This is a genomic window from Aliivibrio sp. A6 (assembly GCF_028765505.1).
Taxonomy (GTDB): Bacteria; Pseudomonadota; Gammaproteobacteria; order Enterobacterales; family Vibrionaceae; genus Aliivibrio; species Aliivibrio finisterrensis_A.
The window spans coordinates 25094-43608 of sequence record NZ_JARACR010000031.1 but is presented as its reverse complement, the minus strand read 5'-3'; the positions used below and the strand labels follow the sequence as shown (position 1 = coordinate 43608).

Annotated in this window: 18 protein-coding genes; 15 read left to right on the top strand and 3 right to left on the bottom strand. The window is 40.1% G+C overall.

Going from position 1 to position 18515, the window contains the following annotated elements; translation table 11 throughout:
- Positions 1–175: 175 nt before the first annotated feature.
- The 3 genes from PVK70_RS15755 to flgA form a co-directional block, all read right to left on the bottom strand.
- Positions 176–604: a flagella synthesis protein FlgN gene (locus tag PVK70_RS15755; protein WP_130048963.1), complete on the bottom strand. Its 429-nt coding sequence runs from the start codon at positions 602–604 to the stop codon at positions 176–178.
- Between the two features lie 52 nt (positions 605–656).
- On the bottom strand, positions 657–968 hold the full coding sequence (gene flgM, locus PVK70_RS15750; RefSeq protein ID WP_130048964.1) for a flagellar biosynthesis anti-sigma factor FlgM: 312 nt from the start codon (positions 966–968) through the stop codon (positions 657–659).
- A gap of 199 nt (positions 969–1167) precedes the next feature.
- The gene (gene flgA / locus PVK70_RS15745; protein WP_242504814.1) at positions 1168–1890 is read right to left on the bottom strand and encodes a flagellar basal body P-ring formation chaperone FlgA; all 723 of its coding nucleotides are present in this window, start codon (positions 1888–1890) and stop codon (positions 1168–1170) included.
- A 98-nt stretch (positions 1891–1988) separates the two neighbouring features.
- On the opposite strand from flgA, the gene PVK70_RS15740 reads away from it, so the two are divergent.
- The 15 genes from PVK70_RS15740 (at position 1989) to PVK70_RS15670 (ending at position 18453) form a co-directional block, all read left to right on the top strand.
- The gene (locus PVK70_RS15740; protein WP_130048966.1) at positions 1989–2909 is read left to right on the top strand and encodes a chemotaxis protein CheV; all 921 of its coding nucleotides are present in this window, start codon (positions 1989–1991) and stop codon (positions 2907–2909) included.
- A gap of 83 nt (positions 2910–2992) precedes the next feature.
- A complete protein-coding gene (locus tag PVK70_RS15735) occupies positions 2993–3820 on the top strand; it encodes a CheR family methyltransferase (protein WP_130048967.1) in 828 nt (275 codons plus the stop codon).
- A gap of 192 nt (positions 3821–4012) precedes the next feature.
- Positions 4013–4408 carry a flagellar basal body rod protein FlgB gene (gene flgB, locus PVK70_RS15730; RefSeq protein ID WP_130048968.1) on the top strand — a complete coding sequence of 132 codons (396 nt, stop codon included), beginning with the start codon at positions 4013–4015 and terminating at the stop codon, positions 4406–4408.
- 2 nt (positions 4409–4410) lie between these two features.
- The gene (gene flgC, locus PVK70_RS15725) at positions 4411–4827 is read left to right on the top strand and encodes a flagellar basal body rod protein FlgC (RefSeq protein WP_045102654.1); all 417 of its coding nucleotides are present in this window, start codon (positions 4411–4413) and stop codon (positions 4825–4827) included.
- Positions 4828–4842: 15 nt separating this feature from the next.
- Positions 4843–5553: a flagellar hook assembly protein FlgD gene (flgD, locus tag PVK70_RS15720; RefSeq protein ID WP_130048969.1), complete on the top strand. Its 711-nt coding sequence runs from the start codon at positions 4843–4845 to the stop codon at positions 5551–5553.
- A 164-nt stretch (positions 5554–5717) separates the two neighbouring features.
- Positions 5718–7016, top strand: coding sequence for a flagellar hook protein FlgE (gene flgE / locus PVK70_RS15715; protein ID WP_130048970.1), 1299 nt, complete (start codon positions 5718–5720; stop codon positions 7014–7016).
- A 213-nt stretch (positions 7017–7229) separates the two neighbouring features.
- The gene (locus tag PVK70_RS15710; protein WP_130044117.1) at positions 7230–7979 is read left to right on the top strand and encodes a flagellar basal body rod protein FlgF; all 750 of its coding nucleotides are present in this window, start codon (positions 7230–7232) and stop codon (positions 7977–7979) included.
- 55 nt (positions 7980–8034) lie between these two features.
- On the top strand, positions 8035–8823 hold the full coding sequence (flgG, locus tag PVK70_RS15705; protein WP_130048971.1) for a flagellar basal-body rod protein FlgG: 789 nt from the start codon (positions 8035–8037) through the stop codon (positions 8821–8823).
- Positions 8824–8835: 12 nt separating this feature from the next.
- The gene (gene flgH, locus PVK70_RS15700) at positions 8836–9627 is read left to right on the top strand and encodes a flagellar basal body L-ring protein FlgH (RefSeq protein ID WP_130044119.1); all 792 of its coding nucleotides are present in this window, start codon (positions 8836–8838) and stop codon (positions 9625–9627) included.
- A gap of 2 nt (positions 9628–9629) precedes the next feature.
- A complete protein-coding gene (locus PVK70_RS15695; protein WP_130044120.1) occupies positions 9630–10751 on the top strand; it encodes a flagellar basal body P-ring protein FlgI in 1122 nt (373 codons plus the stop codon).
- A gap of 129 nt (positions 10752–10880) precedes the next feature.
- Entirely contained in the window at positions 10881–11885 is a 1005-nt protein-coding gene (gene flgJ / locus PVK70_RS15690; protein WP_130048972.1) for a flagellar assembly peptidoglycan hydrolase FlgJ, read from the top strand.
- A 273-nt stretch (positions 11886–12158) separates the two neighbouring features.
- Complete coding sequence (gene flgK / locus PVK70_RS15685) at positions 12159–14039, top strand: flagellar hook-associated protein FlgK (protein ID WP_130048973.1); 1881 nt, start codon at positions 12159–12161, stop codon at positions 14037–14039.
- Between the two features lie 16 nt (positions 14040–14055).
- Complete coding sequence (gene flgL, locus PVK70_RS15680) at positions 14056–15249, top strand: flagellar hook-associated protein FlgL (RefSeq protein ID WP_130048974.1); 1194 nt, start codon at positions 14056–14058, stop codon at positions 15247–15249.
- Between the two features lie 608 nt (positions 15250–15857).
- Entirely contained in the window at positions 15858–16997 is a 1140-nt protein-coding gene (locus PVK70_RS15675; protein ID WP_130048975.1) for a flagellin, read from the top strand.
- A gap of 322 nt (positions 16998–17319) precedes the next feature.
- Positions 17320–18453, top strand: coding sequence for a flagellin (locus PVK70_RS15670; RefSeq protein WP_130048976.1), 1134 nt, complete (start codon positions 17320–17322; stop codon positions 18451–18453).
- The last annotated feature ends 62 nt before the right edge of the window (positions 18454–18515 follow it).

The window sequence follows — 18515 nt, the reverse complement described above, 5'->3', positions numbered from 1 at the left end:
ATGTTTAGAACTTAAGGAGTAAATTTGAATAAGAAATGATAAGGATAGAAAGCATGGGGAAATAAAAAGGAAAGGAAGTTTAGTAGAAATAAAGGATAGAACAATAATAGGTGCAACAGTGTTATATAAAAAACACTGTAGACATCAATAATATGCATTGGGAATAGCTAAAACGTTACGCTTTTACGTTAGTACCTAACGTAGTGATATTGCGAGTTTGGCCTTCTGCTGTATAAGTCATGCCATTCTTTCCACGGCTTTGCTGCATAAGGTTATTTAATTTATTGAAGCTTAATTGTGCGCGTTGAAGCGCTTCACCATTGACGGCGTTTTCTTCTTTACAGTCATGAATGATGGATTTAATTTCCGTCACTTTTTCTGTTAGTGCATTGTCCTCAGAGAGGAGCTGTCTTTCTGCATGGCTTCCTAATAGCTGATCATATTGGCGCAGTTGGTTTAGTAAGCCAAGTTTGTCGTGAGCAATACCTTCCATTTCAGCTGGTTTTCTACTTGCGATAGCATGCTTCTCTCGATGTAATACCGTCGAAAGAGACAAAGCAACACTGCGTTGTAGATCCAATAATTCAGTTAATGTTTGAGCCATATTCTCTCAATATTTATTAGGTTAGCGCTAGATAAGTAACCAGCCTAGGTTATTATAGGCCGGCTAATTCATCTTCAAATTTAATTATGTTGTCTGCTAGGCGCTCAGGATCAACAGAATAAGAGCCATTTGCGATAGCTGCTTTAATTGCGGCAACTTTATCTTCGTTAAATGAAGGTTCAGTTGCTAGTTGTTGGTGCATTTGGCCAATCTCTTTACCTTGGTTACTTAAAGAAACCGCATCCATTTTCGCAGACATTGCAGGTGTTGAATTTACAGGTGACTTATCACCAGAATCAACACGAGCGTGATTACGTAATGTTGCCATTGCTTGGCTAGCACGTAGTTGGTCAATACTTGTCATATATTCAAGCCTTTTAGCCGGGTTAATACATTTCTCTAATCTATCTATCGGCTGTCAAAAAAATAACTTAAGCAAATAATGAATATTTTTGACGCTTTTTTCATTATTTTCAGTTGTGGAAAAACTAAGCATAAATAGTGCCACAAAAAACATATCGGCATTGTTTGCAGATAGTTTAGAAAATAAAAGTGATTATTTGTTAAAAACGAATACTCACTTCACCTACGGCAGTAACAATACCGCTAACAATGCGTTTTGATTTGTCATTTTCTACATTTACTTTTTCACCGAGTACACCATCACTGAGTGCTGTGCCTTTAGTGAGAATGCTTAATTCGCCTTTTACTGCTTTAATTATAACACTGTCATTGCGGCATACCATGCAGATGTCGTTTTTTTCGACAACTTCACCCGCTCGAACGCTGCGTTTTATGCGCGCACCAATGATATCGTCTTGATTTATATAACCTCCGCGGCGGTATACTCGACTGCCAACGAGCGTTAATGTTAAATCTTGAGGCGAAATCGAGTGTCCGCGCGATAGGGAGGTGATAGCGGTAACTAATGGCATCATAAGCTCTGATTTAACCGGAACATAGACTTTCCAATCGTCTTCTGGGCACTCAACTAACACTGAGGTATTTCCACTCGTATTGAGTTTACCTGGTAAGCTGGTTGTTAAAGGGGTAGGGCAGTCAGTTGCGTGAATACGACTATCAACTCGAACCGCTTCTACTTGCAGAGTTCCATTTTTAGGAGTATCTATTTGCTGTTCAATGAAAGATTCTGCAGCCTGTTTGATTGCCTTTAGTTGCTCATCTGTGGCAGCATGAACATTCACACTAAAGAAACTTACAAATATGCCGATAAGGCTCACAAGTCGATAAAAATCTATTGGGTTACCCTTTGTTTTTTTTATCATCAAAAATTTATTATAAAATGCCATATGGTACATCGTGTTCTTAATGGGTTTATGTTAGGCTCACGGTTCATTAATAATGGCACAAGATGGAGTCAGATATGACAGGCATACTGGATTCGGTGAATCAGCGCACACAACTTGTAGGGCAAAACCGTTTAGAGCTACTTACTTTTCGTCTTATGGGACGCCAACGTTATGGTATTAACGTATTTAAAGTAAAAGAAGTATTACAGTGTCCTAAGCTGACTTCAATGCCTAATTTAAACCCTTTAGTAAAAGGGATTGCTCATATTCGTGGTCAAACTATTTCTGTTATTGATTTAAGTCTTGCTACCGGTGGTCGTGCGACTACCGAAATTGATAAATGTTTTATTATTATTTCCGAATTCAACCGTACTATTCAAGGTTTCCTTGTTAAGTCTGTTGAGCGTATTGTAAATATGCACTGGGAAGCAATTTTGCCGCCGCCACAAGGCACTGGTCGTGCAAACTACCTAACTGCAGTAACTAACATTGATGATGAGTTGGTTGAGATTTTAGATGTAGAAAAAATCTTAGCGGAAATTGCGCCTGTCGATGAAACGATGAACGAAGAATTGGTAGAAGAAATGACGGCGATGAGTCAAGAGGTTGTTCGTAGAGTACTTATCGCTGATGATTCAAGTGTTGCCCGTAAACAAGTGCAACGTGCTGTTGAATCTATTGGTTTTGAAACCATTATGGTGAAAGATGGCAAAGAAGCGTTGAACAAATTGGTTGAAATGGCAAATGCTGGCAGTGTATATGAGCAAATTGGCTTAGTTATTTCTGATGTTGAAATGCCAGAGATGGATGGTTACACATTAACGGCTGAAATTCGTCGTGAACCAGCACTTAAAGACTTACATGTTATACTACATACTTCATTGAGTGGCGTATTTAACCAAGCAATGGTAGAACGTGTTGGTGCAAACCAATTCATAGCTAAATTTAATCCTGATGAGTTAGGTGCGGCCGTGAAAAGGGCTGTTGAAAAATAAACAGCATAAAGTAATAAGCTAAATCCTATTGTCGTAGTAATATTAAGCGGCAATTCATTTTTTATTTGGAAGTAAAAGCGTTAATGACAACTATAACTATCAACGAACAAGAGTATCGTGATTTTAGCCGTTTTCTTGAATCTCAATGTGGTATTGTCCTTGGTGACAGTAAGCAATATTTAGTGAGAAGCCGACTGAGTCCTTTAGTTGCTAAGTTTTCATTAGCTTCATTATCTGATTTATTAAAGCAAGTGATCTCAGGTAGTAACCGTGAGTTACGTGTTGCAGCGGTCGATGCCATGACAACCAATGAAACGTTATGGTTTAGAGATGGCTACCCATTTACAGTATTGTCTGAAAAACTATTGCCAGAATTAGCGGCAAATCGTCGCCCATTAAAAATATGGTCAGCGGCAAGTTCATCAGGCCAAGAACCGTATTCAATGGGGATGACCATTGCTGAGATTCAAGCGCGTAAACCGGGTTTCCTTCCAAACATCAGTATTACCGCGACCGATATTTCACCGTCAATGCTAGAAAACTGTAAAGCGGGTGTCTATGATAACTTGGCGTTAAGCCGTGGTTTGTCACCAGAGCGTCGTCGCGCATTTTTTGAAGACGCTGGTGATGGAAAAATGAAAATTAACGATAAAATTAAGCGAATGGTAAATTTCCGTCCACAAAACCTAATGGACAGCTATAGCTTACTTGGTAAATTTGACATTATCTTCTGTCGTAACGTACTTATCTACTTCTCACCAGAGATGAAATCTAAAGTTTTAAACCAAATGGCGGCAAGTCTTAACCCTGGTGGGTATTTATTACTGGGTGCTTCTGAGTCATTAACTGGTTTGACTGATAAATTCGAAATGGTTCGTTGTAACCCAGGTATTATTTACAAACTAAAGTAATGTCATTTGAATAATTATTAAACAAAAAGCGACTTAGGTCGCTTTTTTTGTATCTGTAATCTATAGTTGGCGTAAATATTGCTAATTATTTATCTGTAGTATCGTCAATCTGCTCTGTGAATTGAAAAGTTGGCATACAGGTTGCATTATAGAAATTATATACTGCTAGTCAGTTCTTGTGGAGGGTTTGAAATGGCAATTTCTTTTGATAACGCATTAGGTATTCATCAGCATACTGTTGGTGTTCGTTCAGAGCGCGCAGAAATGCTAGCGACGAACATCGCTCAGGCGAATACACCTGGCTATAAAGCAAAAGGAATGGATTTTCAAAAAGCATTACAGTCGGCAACATCAAAGGCAAGCATGGGTCTTAGCCGTACAGATGGTCGGCACATTAATGCCTCAACACGAGTGGCAGGGGAAATTCAATACCGTGTACCAACTCAACCAGATACAGGTGATGGCAACACGGTAGATGTGGATTTGGAGCGTAATTTATTTATGCAAAACCAACTTCGTCATCAAGCATCATTAGAGTTTTTAGGTAGTAAATTCAAAAACCTAACCAAAGCAATTAAAGGGGAATAGAGATGAGCTTATTTAATGTTTTCAACGTTACGGGTTCTGCAATGAGTGCAGAGTCAGTTCGTCTTAACACCACTTCAAGTAACATGGCAAATGCCGACAGTGTTAGTAGTTCTGCTGCTGAAACTTACAAGGCTCGTCAAGCTGTCTTTGGTGCGGAATTGAGTAAAGCTAAATACAAACAAGAACATACAGTACCTGTAAAAGTTCTTGGTATTGTTGAAAGCCAAAAACCGCTACGTGCTGAATATAACCCTGATCACCCTATGGCAAATGACGATGGCTACATTTTTAAGCCAAACGTTAATGTAATGGAAGAAATGGCAAACATGATTTCGGCTTCTCGTTCATACCAAACGAATGTTCAAGTGGCAGATGCAAGTAAACAAATGTTGCAGAGTACTCTGCGAATGGGTCAATAAGGATAGGAGGTAGCTATGACTGGAATCAATAACGTTGGTCAAAACGGCTTGTCCTACATGGACCAGCTTAAAAGTCTTCAAGAGGCAAATAAACCTGAAAAAACAACAGGTGGTAAAAATGAACTGAAGCAAGAAGACTTCCTTTCATTATTAACCAAACAATTGTCTCAACAAGACCCGTTTAAGCCGGTTGAAAACGACCAGATGATTGCGCAAATGGCATCATTTGCAACCGTCGATGGTATCGGCAAGATGAATACACAGTTTGATAGCTTGAATTCATCTATGACATCTAACCAAGCATTACAAGCGTCTTCGCTTGTTGGTCGTGATGTTCTAGTACCGGGCGCTAAAGGCTTAAAAGAAGCAGATAAAGGCATGGCGGCAATGGTTAAATTGCCACAAGCGATTAATAACCTAATGGTTCGTGTAGAAAATGAACAAGGTCAATTAATTCGCACTTTAGATGTAGGCGCTAAACCGGCAGGCGACACTCGAGTTGAGTGGGACGGCAAAGATGACAAAGGCAATGCAATGCCAGCTGGCCGCTATAATATTAAAGCAGCTGGTGTGCTTGATGGGAACAACCAAGAGTTTGGCGTATCAACATACGCTAACGTCAACAGTGTTCTTCTAGGCAAAGGCGATGGCAATGTTCTGCTAAATCTTGCTGGTTTCACCTCACCTATGAAATTAGCGGAAGTGCTAGAAGTAGGTAAGGCGTAAAGGGCGAATATTCAGTGCAGCATTGTTGCTGCCTGAATACTCCGTTAGTGTCAAAACTAAACCAATTCATTCATAGAGCTATGCCAATTCCATTAACATTCCTCATTAACCCTGATCGTTAATGGAATTGGAAAACATAAGCGTAGCTAGATAGGAGATATCAAATGTCATACGTAGCATTAAGTGGTCTAGCCGCTGCTCAAAAAGACTTAAACACAACATCAAATAACCTTGCCAATGCAAATACTTTTGGCTTTAAAGAGTCTCGTGCTGAGTTTGGTGATGTGTATTCAACATCGTTATTCTCAAATGCAAAAACCACAACAGGTGGTGGTGCACAAACGACGAAAATAGCACAACAATTTCATGAAGGTTCAAGTGTTTATACGAACAACCCAATGGATTTACGTATAGCGGGTCAAGGTTTCTTTGCGGTAGCAAAAGATCGTATGCAACCGGGTACAAACGAATTAACACGTAATGGAGCATTCCACCTAGATAAAGATAACTTTATTACTAACTCAAATGATGAGTTTTTATTAGGTTATAGTGTAGATGAAGAAACGGGTACTGTTGGGTCTTATGAAGCAAAGCCTATGAGTATCCCTGATCAATTTGGTACGCCAAAACGCAGTGATAACATTGAAATTGGCATGAACTTACCATCAGGAGCGCCATCAAAAGACGTTGCTTTATTTGATATGAATGATCCTGATACATACAACAAAGCTACGTCATCAACGATTTATGACTCATTAGGTCAATCGTACAAGCTAACGTCTTACTACGTTAAAGATGCGGTACAACCAAACCGTTGGAATGTGTTCTATTCAGCAACGGATGCGAGTGGTGAAAAGGCTATTAATATTAATGGTGGTGATGTTGCCACGGCTACAGGCCATTCAGGTCATTCAATTGCCTTTAATAATGATGGTTCAACACAAAGTATTAATGCCGGAAATCCAATTCAAACCACAACATTTGGTGAGAATGGTATGGATCTTAATGGTTCAGATCCATCACAAACGCTAACGATCAATTTTGATGAACCAACCCAATTCTCAGCACCATTTGAAATGCGTCGCTTTAGTGAAGATGGCGCAACCACGGGTTACTTAGCAAAAGTAGATATTGATGCCAAAGGCAATATCATTGGTTCATACTCAAACGGCAAAGATGTAACATTAGGTCGCGTAGCAATGGCTCGTGTAACAAACCAACAAGGCCTTGCTCAAAATGGTGGTACTCAATGGTCTACGACTCAATCGTCTGGTGGTGTTATTTGGGGCGAAGCAAACCAAGGCTCATTTGGTGACATTAAAAGTGGTACGCTTGAGCAATCAAACGTTGATATGACACAAGAACTGGTTGATTTGATTTCTGCACAACGTAACTTCCAAGCGAACTCACGTTCACTGGATGTACACAACCAACTGCAACAAAATATTCTGCAAATTCGTTAATCTAAACGAGATTGTTGTTATCGAATTGCCGTCAATATTGACGGCAATTTTTTACCCAAATTATTTGCCTCTCCTCCCCTAAGTCTTTCCTCTTTGAATCTCTTATATTCATAAAATCATCCTGTTATATATTTAATTTGTTGAAAAATATAGAAAATAAAAGTTGGCACACTCATTGCTATTATAACTTCAGATAGATTATTGGAGTTCATTATGGATCGCGCATTATTTTTAGCCATGAGTGGCGCAAAGCAAAACATGCAAGCTATGCAGCTGCGTTCAAACAACCTTGCCAACGTAAGTACGACTGGTTTTCGTGCCGATTTAGAGCAAGCGCGTTCAATGCAAGCGTATGGTGAAGGTTTGCCTACTCGTGTGTTCAATATGACTGAGCGTCCAGGAAGCAGTTTTTCTCAAGGCTCTGTGATTACAACAGGTCGTGATTTAGATTTAACGATTGAAGGCGATGGCTGGATTTCAGTGATGGACAACACGGGCCGTGAAGGTTTGACTCGTGCCGGTAATCTAAAAATTGATGAAACAGGTTTATTAATGAATGGCAGCGGTCATCTAGTACTAGGTGAAAATGACGCGCCAATCACTTTGCCGCTTCCTATCTCAAAAATTCAAATTGCTAAAGACGGCACTATCTCTGTTCTTGAGCAAGGTGCACCAGCAGAAGCGATGGCAGAAGTTGACCGTATTAAATTAGTAAAAACCGATAATCGTGATTTATTTAAAGACACGAATGGTTTGTTCCGTTCGAAAAATCCTAATAATGCATTCCAAGCGGATGCTAGTGTCACTGTATTAAAAGGTGCATTAGAAGGCAGTAACGTTAATGCCGTAGGTGAAATGACCAATTTAATTGATTTGCAACGTCAATTCGAAATGCAAGTCAAGATGATGAGTACCGCTGAAGAAATGGATAAAGCATCAGACTCATTATTACGTATGGGTTAATTGAATAATTAACTTTGATTAACTTAATACATTAAAAAATTTAGAGGAACACACAATGAATCCAGCATTATGGGTAAGTAAAACAGGTTTAGACGCACAGCAAACAAACATTGCTACTATCTCAAACAACTTGGCGAATGCCTCAACGGTTGGCTTTAAAAAGAGCCGTGCCGTATTTGAAGATCTGTTTTACCAAAATGTAAACCAAGCTGGTGCTCAATCAACTCAAAATACTGAGTTACCAACTGGCTTAATGCTAGGTGCTGGTTCTAAAGTTGTGGCAACTCAAAAAGTATTCACTAACGGTAATGCTCAAACCACATCAAACGGTATGGACATGATGATCGAAGGTAAAGGCTTTTTCCAAGTGACTATGCCTGACGGCAACATTGGTTACTCTCGTAATGGTCAATTTACACTGAACGATGAAGGTGCAATCGTAACAACAGGCGCTGGCTACCGTTTAGAACCAGAAATTATCGTTCCTGAAGATGCAATTAATGTAACGGTAGGTACGGATGGTGAAGTTTCTGTTCGTTTACGTGGTCAGCAAGATAACCAAGTGATTGGTCAAATTACAACGGTTGATTTTATTAACCCAGGTGGTCTAGAGCCAGTAGGACAAAACCTTTACTTACCAACAGGCGCAAGTGGTGATCCGCAAGAAGGAACACCAGGTCTAGAAGGTTTAGGAGCCATTCGCCAATCTATGCTTGAAGCATCAAACGTAAACGTAACTGAAGAGCTAGTAAACATGATCGAAGCGCAACGTGTTTACGAAATGAACTCAAAAGTAATTTCTGCTGTTGATAAGATGGCAAGCTTTGTTAACCAACAACTGTAATTGGTGATTAGGATGAAACGTCTTCTTTGTTTATTAATGCTAACTGCTTTAACTGGCTGTGAATCATTATTGGTGCAAAATCCAAACTTACAAGAGAGCGAAGTCACTTCTGCGACAACCAATGTTGATGCAGTTGAGGGAGATAAAGCAAAAGAAGAGGGCGGCGGCATTATTGATACACTGCGTGGCCGTAATGATCCTATATCAGGTGATCCTGCTTGGGCTCCAATTCATCCTAAAGAAAAACCAGAGCATTATGCGGCAGCAACTGGATCTCTGTTTAATGTTGATCATGCACAAGATATGTACGATGACACAAAACCACGTGGGTTAGGTGACATTGTTACGGTTACTTTGGCTGAAAATACCAAAGCGGCAAAAAGTGCCGATGCAGAATTATCAAAATCGAATGATTCAAGCATGGACCCGCTGCAAGTTGGTGGACAAGAATTGCAGATGGGCGGCCAATATAACTTCTCTTATGAATTATCAAATGACAATAATTTCACAGGAAATACATCAGCCAACCAAAGCAACAGTTTAAGTGGGTCAATTACGGTTGAAGTGATTGAAGTATTATCAAATGGTAACTTGCTGATCCGTGGTGAAAAGTGGCTAACACTGAATACGGGTGATGAGTACATTCGATTAAGCGGAACCATCAGACCTGAAGATATTGGATTTGATAACACTATCGCATCAACACGAATTTCAAATGCTCGTATCCAATATTCAGGTACGGGTGATCAACAAGATATGCAAGAACCTGGATTCTTGGCACGATTCTTTAATGTAGCACTGTAATAATGACGAATCGTTGGAGTTTTGACGTGAATAAAAACCTAGTTACCTTAATTTTTACTTGGTTATGCCTAAGTATCTCTACAGCACAAGCGGCACGTATTAAAGACGTAGCAGAAGTTGCTGGGGTTCGTAGTAACCAATTAATCGGCTATGGTCTGGTCTCAGGCTTACCGGGTACTGGTGAATCAACACCATTTACCGATCAAAGCTTTAATGCCATGCTGCAAAACTTTGGTATTCAATTACCACCTGGTACAAAACCAAAAACAAAAAATGTTGCGGCAGTAATGGTAACCGCAACGTTGCCAGCCTTTTCAAAACAAGGCCAAGTAGTTGATGTTACTGTCTCTTCTGTTGGTTCAGCGAAAAGCTTACGTGGTGGTACTTTGCTACAAACCTTCTTGAAAGGTTTGGACGGTAAAACCTACGCAATTGCACAAGGTAACTTAATTGTAAGTGGTTTTAGTGCTGAAGGTGCAGATGGTTCAAAATTGGTGGGTAATAACCCAACCGTAGGTCGTATCTCTGGTGGTGCAATGGTTGAACGTGAGATCCCGTCTCCGTTTGGTCGTGGTGATTTCATTACCTTTAACTTATTAGAGTCTGATTTTACTACTGCTCAACGTATGGCTGATGCGGTAAATAACTTTTTAGGTCCGAACATGGCGTCAGCGGTTGATGCAACCTCAGTCCGTGTGCGTGCTCCTCGTGATATTAGTCAGCGAGTTGCTTTTTTATCTGCAGTTGAAAACGTAGATTTTGACCCTGCAGATGGCTCTGCAAAAATCATTGTTAACTCTCGTACTGGCACTATTGTTGTTGGTAAACACGTGAAATTGAAAGCCGCAGCGGTAACCCACGGGGGTATGACGGTTGCAATTAAAGAAAACTTACAAGTGAGTCAACCAGGTCCTTTTAGTGACGGTCAAACGGTTGTTGTTCCTGATTCTGATATTGAAGTAACGGAAGAACAAGGAAAGATGTTTAAGTTTGAGCCGGGGCTGACTCTTGATGATTTGGTTCGAGCTGTGAATGAGGTTGGTGCTGCACCATCAGATTTAATGGCGATTCTACAAGCATTGAAACAAGCGGGTGCCATTGAAGGGCAATTAATTATCATCTAATAGTTGCTTGTTAAATAAAGACAATAAACGCACTTCTTAGGGAGTGCGTTTTTTTTGGCATTAAATTTGCTGTATTAGTAACGTAGAGACCGTAACTTTATTACCCTGATTAAAAGAGTAAGTGTAAAGATGAATAATTCAGTAAACATGACAGACGTAGGCTTTATCCATGATGTGGGTGGTCTAGATAAATTACGTAAAAGTGCGGTGAGTGGCGATCAAGAAAGCCAAGACAAAGCGCTGCGTGCGGCGGCTGAGCAGTTTGAATCAATCTTCACACAAATGCTTTTTAAATCAATGCGTAATGCCAATGATTCATTCAAGTCAGACATGATGAGCAGTGATAATCAACAGTTCTTTGAGCAAATGCGTGATGATCAAATGGCAACTGAGTTGTCGAAAAAAGGGTCATTAGGCTTAGCAGACATGATTGTTGCTCAACTTAGTGCATCAATGAATCAAGAGCCACCTGTACATAACGGCAAGAATTTAGAGCAAGATGCGCGTATGGCAATGCGCAAAGCGGCAACCGACGAAACATTGCGTTTGCCAGTTGATTATCAATACCCGGCAATGTCTGAAGCCAAGAAAGCATCACAAACAGAATCAGGGTCTGTCGCTCAATTAGAAAAAGCCTTAGCGGTAAGACCGGCACAGCAGCCTCAGAAATTTGATTCACCTCAGCAATTCGTTGAAACCATGAAACCATACGCAGAGAAAGCAGCAAAAGCACTGGGTATTGATTCGAATGTCTTGATCGCTCAAGCGGCATTAGAAACCGGCTGGGGTAAGAAAGTGATTCAAAACTCAGTCGATTCAAGTCATAACTTATTTAATATCAAAGCAGACAGAAGTTGGCAAGGTGATAAGATCGCTAAGAATACCTTGGAGTATCACGATAATATTGCCGTTACTGAAAATGCCGCTTTCCGTTCATACGATAACTATGAAGAGAGCTTTAGTGATTTTGTTCGATTCTTAAATCAAAACCCACGTTATGAGCGAGCGCTACAGCAAACAGAAAGTTCAGAAAGCTTTATTAAAGGGATCCACAGTGCTGGTTATGCAACGGATCCAAATTATACCGATAAAGTAATGAGTGTAATGAAGACCGTAGAAAGCTTAACTAAATAAACGTAACTAAAAAATTAAACCATTAAAATCCTGCATCTTAGCCATATTGACTGGCTAAGCGGCAGGATTTTTTGTTTTATTGCCGCTTAAAAACCAAAAGAGGCAAAGAAAGGCAATAAATACAGAGTTTTAGTGGCAAAGATAAAGTTTTAAGTCTGTGTTTTTAGTTATCTTATTGAAAGTAAAGAGTTTAAAAGTTGGCACACTGATTGCTATATTAGATTCGTTAGGAAATTTTTATCGCATCTTTTATAGAGTTTTTTTGGAGGCAACATGGGACTTGATCTGCTAAATCTAGGTACACAAGGTGTGCTTACGGCGCAGCGTCAACTGAATACGACCAGTCACAATATTAACAACGTTAATACTGAAGGCTTCAGTCGTCAATCGGTAGTTCAAGAAACAGATATGCCTCTTTGGGTTGCTGGCTCAAAATATGGCGCAGGCGTGCATGTAGCCGCTGTGCGACGTTCGTTTGATCAGTTTGCTACAAACGAATTGAATCTATCGACAACCAATTTAAATTACTCTATGGATACAGAGGCAAATCTTGATGTTCTAACGAATATGATGTCGTCTATTGGCGCAAAGCGTATTCCAGAAAACATTAATGATTGGTTTGATTCAGTAAAAACACTTGCCGATAGCCCTAACGAAATCGGTGCACGTAAAGTAGTCCTTGAGAAATCACGCCTTGTTTCGCAAAGCTTAAATGATTTTTATGAGAACGTACGTCAGCAAAATGCAGACGTAAATAAAAAGATGGATCTAACGGTAGAGCGTATGAATGGTATTGCTCTAGAGTTAAAAGACATTAACAAAATGATGGTTAAGACCCCAGGTCCGCACAATGACCTAATGGACCGTCATGAAAAGTTAATTAAAGAGCTATCTCAATATACAAAAGTAACGATCACTAGGCGTGACAACGAGAATTCATTCAATGTATTAATCGGTGGTGGACACATGCTTGTGTCTGGCACAAATGCAAGTGAACTGAAAATGATCGCAGGTACTCCTGACCCATTACAGCGTCGACTAGCAATGGTTGAAGGTAAAGGCATGAAAGCGATTCAGCATGACAGCATTGGCGGTAAATTATCGGCACTGTTTGAATTGCGTGATAGCACTATCCCAACAATCATGGATGAATTAGGCCGTGTAGCAGTGGGCTTCAGCAGTGAAGTTAACCGTTTACAAAGCCAAGCTATTGATTTGCGTGGCCAGATTGGTGCTAATATTTTCTCTGATGTGAACTCAGAACAAGCAGCACGTAGCCGTGCCATTGTACAAGGTGGTTCTTCTGCTGAAGTAGGCGTATTTATTGATGATATCAGCTTACTAAAAGCAGGCGATTACGCACTAAAATACGATGGTAGCCAATATACAGTGACCCGACCAACAGGTGAAGTACAACGCTTAGACCCAACCGGTAACCCATCGACCTTTTTCTTAGACGGTATGCGAGTTGAAATTCGTGAACCACTAAGTGCCGGTGAGCGTGTATTACTTCGCCCAACTCGTATTGCGGCTGGTGAAATTAAGCTTGAGATGAATGAAGCTGAGAAAATTGCTGCACAAAGCTACGCAAGCTCTGCCACTTTTGCGACAGGTAATGCAAAATTTAAAGTTCTGCAATCAGGCGCATTAAAAGAATTCCAAGTCGTTATCTCTCCAGCAGCAAATCAGTTTGCTGTATTAGATATGAAAGGAAAAATGTTACTTGAACCTCAAACATACCCACCAAAAGGCCCAGTAACTGTTGGTGGAACTACGTTTGAATTAACAGGTGGTGCAGCAGCAAATGATAAATTTGCAGCGAACTTAGTTCCATCTGAAGGTGATAACGGTAACTTATTGTTAATGCAAGGCTTACAGACACGTAAAGTGATGGACGAAGGCCGTTCAACGGTGATTGACCTATACGAAAACGTAAATACTGAAATTGGCCTGAAAAAAGCAACAGCGTCTCGTTTATCTGAAGTTTCTCGTGTAGAAAACGAAGCAGCACAAAGTCGTGTCGCTTCTGTTGCTGGCGTAAACTTAGATGAAGAAGCGGCAAATATGATGAAGTTCCAACAAGCGTATATGGCTTCTTCTCGTATTATGAAAGCGGCAGACGAAACGTTTAACTCAATCTTGCAACTTTCGTAACTAGGAGGCATTCAATATGTTAACTCGTATTTCAAGCTTTCATAATTACCAATCAGTTCAGAATGATATTTCGCGCCAAGAAGCCAAAGTGCATCAAAACAGCGCACAATTAGCGTCAGGTAAAAAGCTATTAACGGCAGGAGACGACCCCGTTGCTGCGTTATACGCTCAAAACCTAACGCAAAAGAAAGAAGAACTACGTCAATACAGCGATACCATTATTCTTGCTCGCAACCGCTTAGAGCGTCATGAAGTGGCGATTGCCAATGCGGAGCAGTTTGCCGATGATGCAAAGCGCAGTGTAATGGAAATGATTAACGGCTCTCTTGCACCAGAAGACCGTTATGCTCATGCTCAGGACGTAAAAGGATTAGCAGATAATTTCTTAAACCTAACGAATATGTTAGATGAATCAGGAAATTACCTTTTCTCTGGAACTAAGCCTAAAACCCAACCATTTTTTAGATCAAATGATGGGACAGTTGCTTATGCCGGAGATGAATACCAACGTAATTTAAAAGTATCAGGTTCGATTGAAGTTGCTGTTAATGATTCTGGCAGTAAGCTGTTTACTGAAATCAAAAATCCATTTGGAGATTATGATCCACAGTACGCACTGCAAGAAGGTTCAGAGCTTTTGCTGTCAAAAGCGACTAATACCAATTACACCGATCCTGCAACTTATGAAATCACTTTTAATGCAGCCGCTAACGGTCAGTATAACTATGAGCTATCAAAAGATGGCAGTACGGTAAAAACGGCCCAGTTTGACCCTTCTGAGGGCATTAAATACGAAGGGGTTGATATTCAAATCCGTGGTCAATTAAAAGCGGGTGATACCATCACCTTAGAGCCGAAAAAGACCATTAGTATTTTTGATTCGTTCAAAAGAGCACAAGAATTAGCATTAAATGATGTGTCTGATGCCTCAACAACGGCAGAATTGCATCAAGTAACGGATGAATTTCACGCGGCATTCATTCATTTAAGCCAAGCGCGAGCAGAAGTTGGTACGAGACAAAATACGCTAGATCAACAAGAGATGCAGCATCAAGATTTTGATTTAACTATTTCTAAATCATTAAGTTCTATTGAAGACTTAGACTATGCGCAAGCGGTCATCGAATTTAATGAAAATACTCGTGCGCTTCAAGCATCTCAACAAGCGTTTGGTAAAGTAAAAGACATTACTTTATTTAATTACGTGTAAATACCGCCATTGAATAAAAAGAGAGCTTAGCAGTCGTGCTAGGCTTTTTTTATGACTGTAACTAATTGAATTATCAATATATTGCATAGGAAAGGCTTTGCCGCATCGTTTGTTTTTTTGCCGCTTTGTAGTAGCTGGCAAATAGTCATTTATTGATTGAGGCAAAGGTGAAAAAAAGCGGCAATAGCTATTGCTAATCAAGCGGCAACATTATTTTTTAGTCTTGGTTTTTTCTATAAAAAGAGACAATAAATAACGAATGTAATTTTTTAAGTTGTTGTTATTTATATATTTAATTTATTTTTCATTGTATTTGAGTTTTTATTTAAAAAACTGGCACACCTTATGCTAATTAATAACTATGACTGAGACGCTCACAGTTTGCCAATGGTAAATAGTGGCATAGCAGTTGCAAAGTAGAGTTAATGACTTTGCTTTTGTATGTCAGTCATTAATGTGCATGTTTTTCTCATCTTGGCATGAGATTTGATATGTAAATTACATGACACTTAATAACTATTGGCCAATTGTGGCTGATATGAATTTTAAATATTTCTGAATAGAGCAGAAATGAGTTTTCGCGAAAGCGAAGCCAAAGGAGAGCAACGATGGCTGTAAATGTAAATACTAACGTATCTGCGATGACTGCGCAGCGTTACCTAAATAACGCAACAAACGATTTAAACAATTCAATGGAGCGTTTGTCTTCAGGTACTAAGATCAACAGCGCAAAAGATGACGCTGCTGGTCTACAGATTTCTAACCGCTTAACAGCTCAGACTCGTGGTCTTGATGTTGCTATGCGTAACGCGAACGATGGTATCTCTATCGCTCAAACGGCTGAAGGTGCGATGAACGAATCGACAAACATCCTTCAACGTATGCGTGATTTATCAATCCAAGCAGCAAACGGCTCTAACTCAGACCAAGACCGTGCTTCTATTCAAGAAGAAGTGCATGCGTTATCTGATGAATTAAACCGTATTGCAGAAACAACATCATTCGGTGGTCGTCGCCTACTGAACGGTACATTCGGTGAATCAGCATTCCAAATTGGTGCAAACGCGGGTGAAGCAATTCTAATCGAATTAACCTCTGTACGTGCTGATGATAGCCGCATGGGTGGTCAACGTTTCGTTTCTGAGAACGGCAAAAGCGCGTCTTGGAATGTAGAAGCTGGCAAAAGTGACATGAAACTAGAGTTCACAACTCAAAAAGGTGAAGCAGTTTCTATTGATATCAACGCTAAAGCTGGTGACGATATTGAAGAGCTAGCAACGTACATCAATGGTCAATCAGACAAGATCTCTGCATCTGTTGGTGATGAAGGTAAACTTCAACTGTTTGTTGCTGAACCATCTATCCAAGGTGAGTTAGCGGTGTCTGGTAACCTTGCTTCTGAGTTAGGTTTAGCTGGCGGTGCTGGTATTAAAGCAACGGTTGATAAACTAGATGTAACGTCTGTTGGTGATGCTCAAGTATCTATCGGTGTTATCGATTCAGCTCTTGCTTACATTGACCGTGAGCGTGCTGATTTAGGTGCTAAACAAAACCGTTTAGGCCACAGCATCAACAACTTGTCAAACATTCAAGAGAATGTGTCTGCTTCTAACAGCCGAATCAAAGATACTGATTTTGCTAAAGAAACAACAAACATGACAAAAGCACAAATCCTTCAGCAGTCTAGTACTTCTATTCTTGCTCAAGCGAAACAGTTACCAAACGCTGCACTAACTTTACTGCAGTAATTGAGTAACTAACAACAGTCATCTTAGTGAACAAGAGGTGCTCTCATCTCTCATCATCCTCTTGTTCATTTGATTGTTGGCAAGCTTCAGGTAACTGGTTTTTTGTGTTCTTCTCACAGATCTCCTCATAAAAAACCAGCCTAGCTTTATGCCCCTTAATTGGGGCTACCCTTTTCTATGTATCCCTCTAGTATTCTCTTCGCTTTTTCCTGTCTCTTTCTTTTTGTTTTTCCTCTTAAGTTTATTTTTTCAGCGCCGATAAAGCCTTATAAGAGTCTATTTTTCTATATCAACGAATAGCTATTTTAATTAAGAGGTCATTATGACAGTGACAGTAAACACCAATGTGTCTGCCATGACGGCACAGCGATATTTAAATCAAGCGACGGAGCATCTAAACCAGTCTATGGAGCGTCTTTCTTCAGGAAGTCGAATTAATAGTGCGAAGGATGATGCGGCAGGTTTGCAGATATCAAACCGTTTAAAATCACAAATGAGTGGTTTGGATGTGGCGGTTCGTAATGCTAATGATGGTATTTCTATTGCCCAAACTGCAGAAGGAGCAATGAATGAAAGCACCAACATTCTTCAACGTATGCGTGATTTAGCACTGCAGTCATCAAATGGCTCTAACTCTTTACAAGATCGCCAGGCAATACAAGAAGAAGCGGATGCTTTAAATGATGAATTAAATCGTATTGCAGAAACTACCTCTTTTGGTGGTCGCCGTTTATTGAATGGTCAATTTGGAACATCAACCTTTCAGATTGGTGCTAATGCGGGTGAAGCGGTGCAATTAACGCTTGGTAGTATGCGTTCTGACACCTTAGCTATGGGCGGCTTTCATTACACCTCTCAAAACCAGCTAAACAAAGGTTGGACAGTACCAGAAGGTGGGCAGACTCTTACCATGTCATTTAATGATGAAAATGGTAAAGCTCAAGAAATCACAATTGAAGCGAAAGCGGGTGACGATATTGAGGAATTGGCAACCTACATCAATGGGCAAAATGATACCGTTCAAGCATCTGTTGATGAGAAAGGTCAGTTACAGTTATTTACCGCAGGGGATTTAGTTTCTAGTGCGGTGACCTTTGGTGGTTCGTTATCTGCGGAATTGGCTATTGGTGGTGCTGTATTTGATACCGTGAATGATTTGGATTTAACGACGGTAGGTGGCTCTCAAAAAGCCATTGCAACGTTAGATGCCGCCATGGGATTTGTTGATAAAGAACGTGCAACATTAGGTGCGTTCCAAAACCGTTTTGGTCATGCGATTAATAATTTAAATAATATTAATGAAAATATCTCGGCATCAAACAGTCGTATTGAAGATACGGATTTTGCGAAAGAAACGGTTGAGATGATGAAAGCGCAAATTTTACAACAAGTAAGCTCAACGGTACTCGCTCAAGCTAAACAAGCACCAGATCTTGCGTTAAAACTGCTTGGGTAACTTATACCAACAGATATAACTATTTAAAAACCAGCAATGACAGCTGGTTTTTTTTCGCCTAA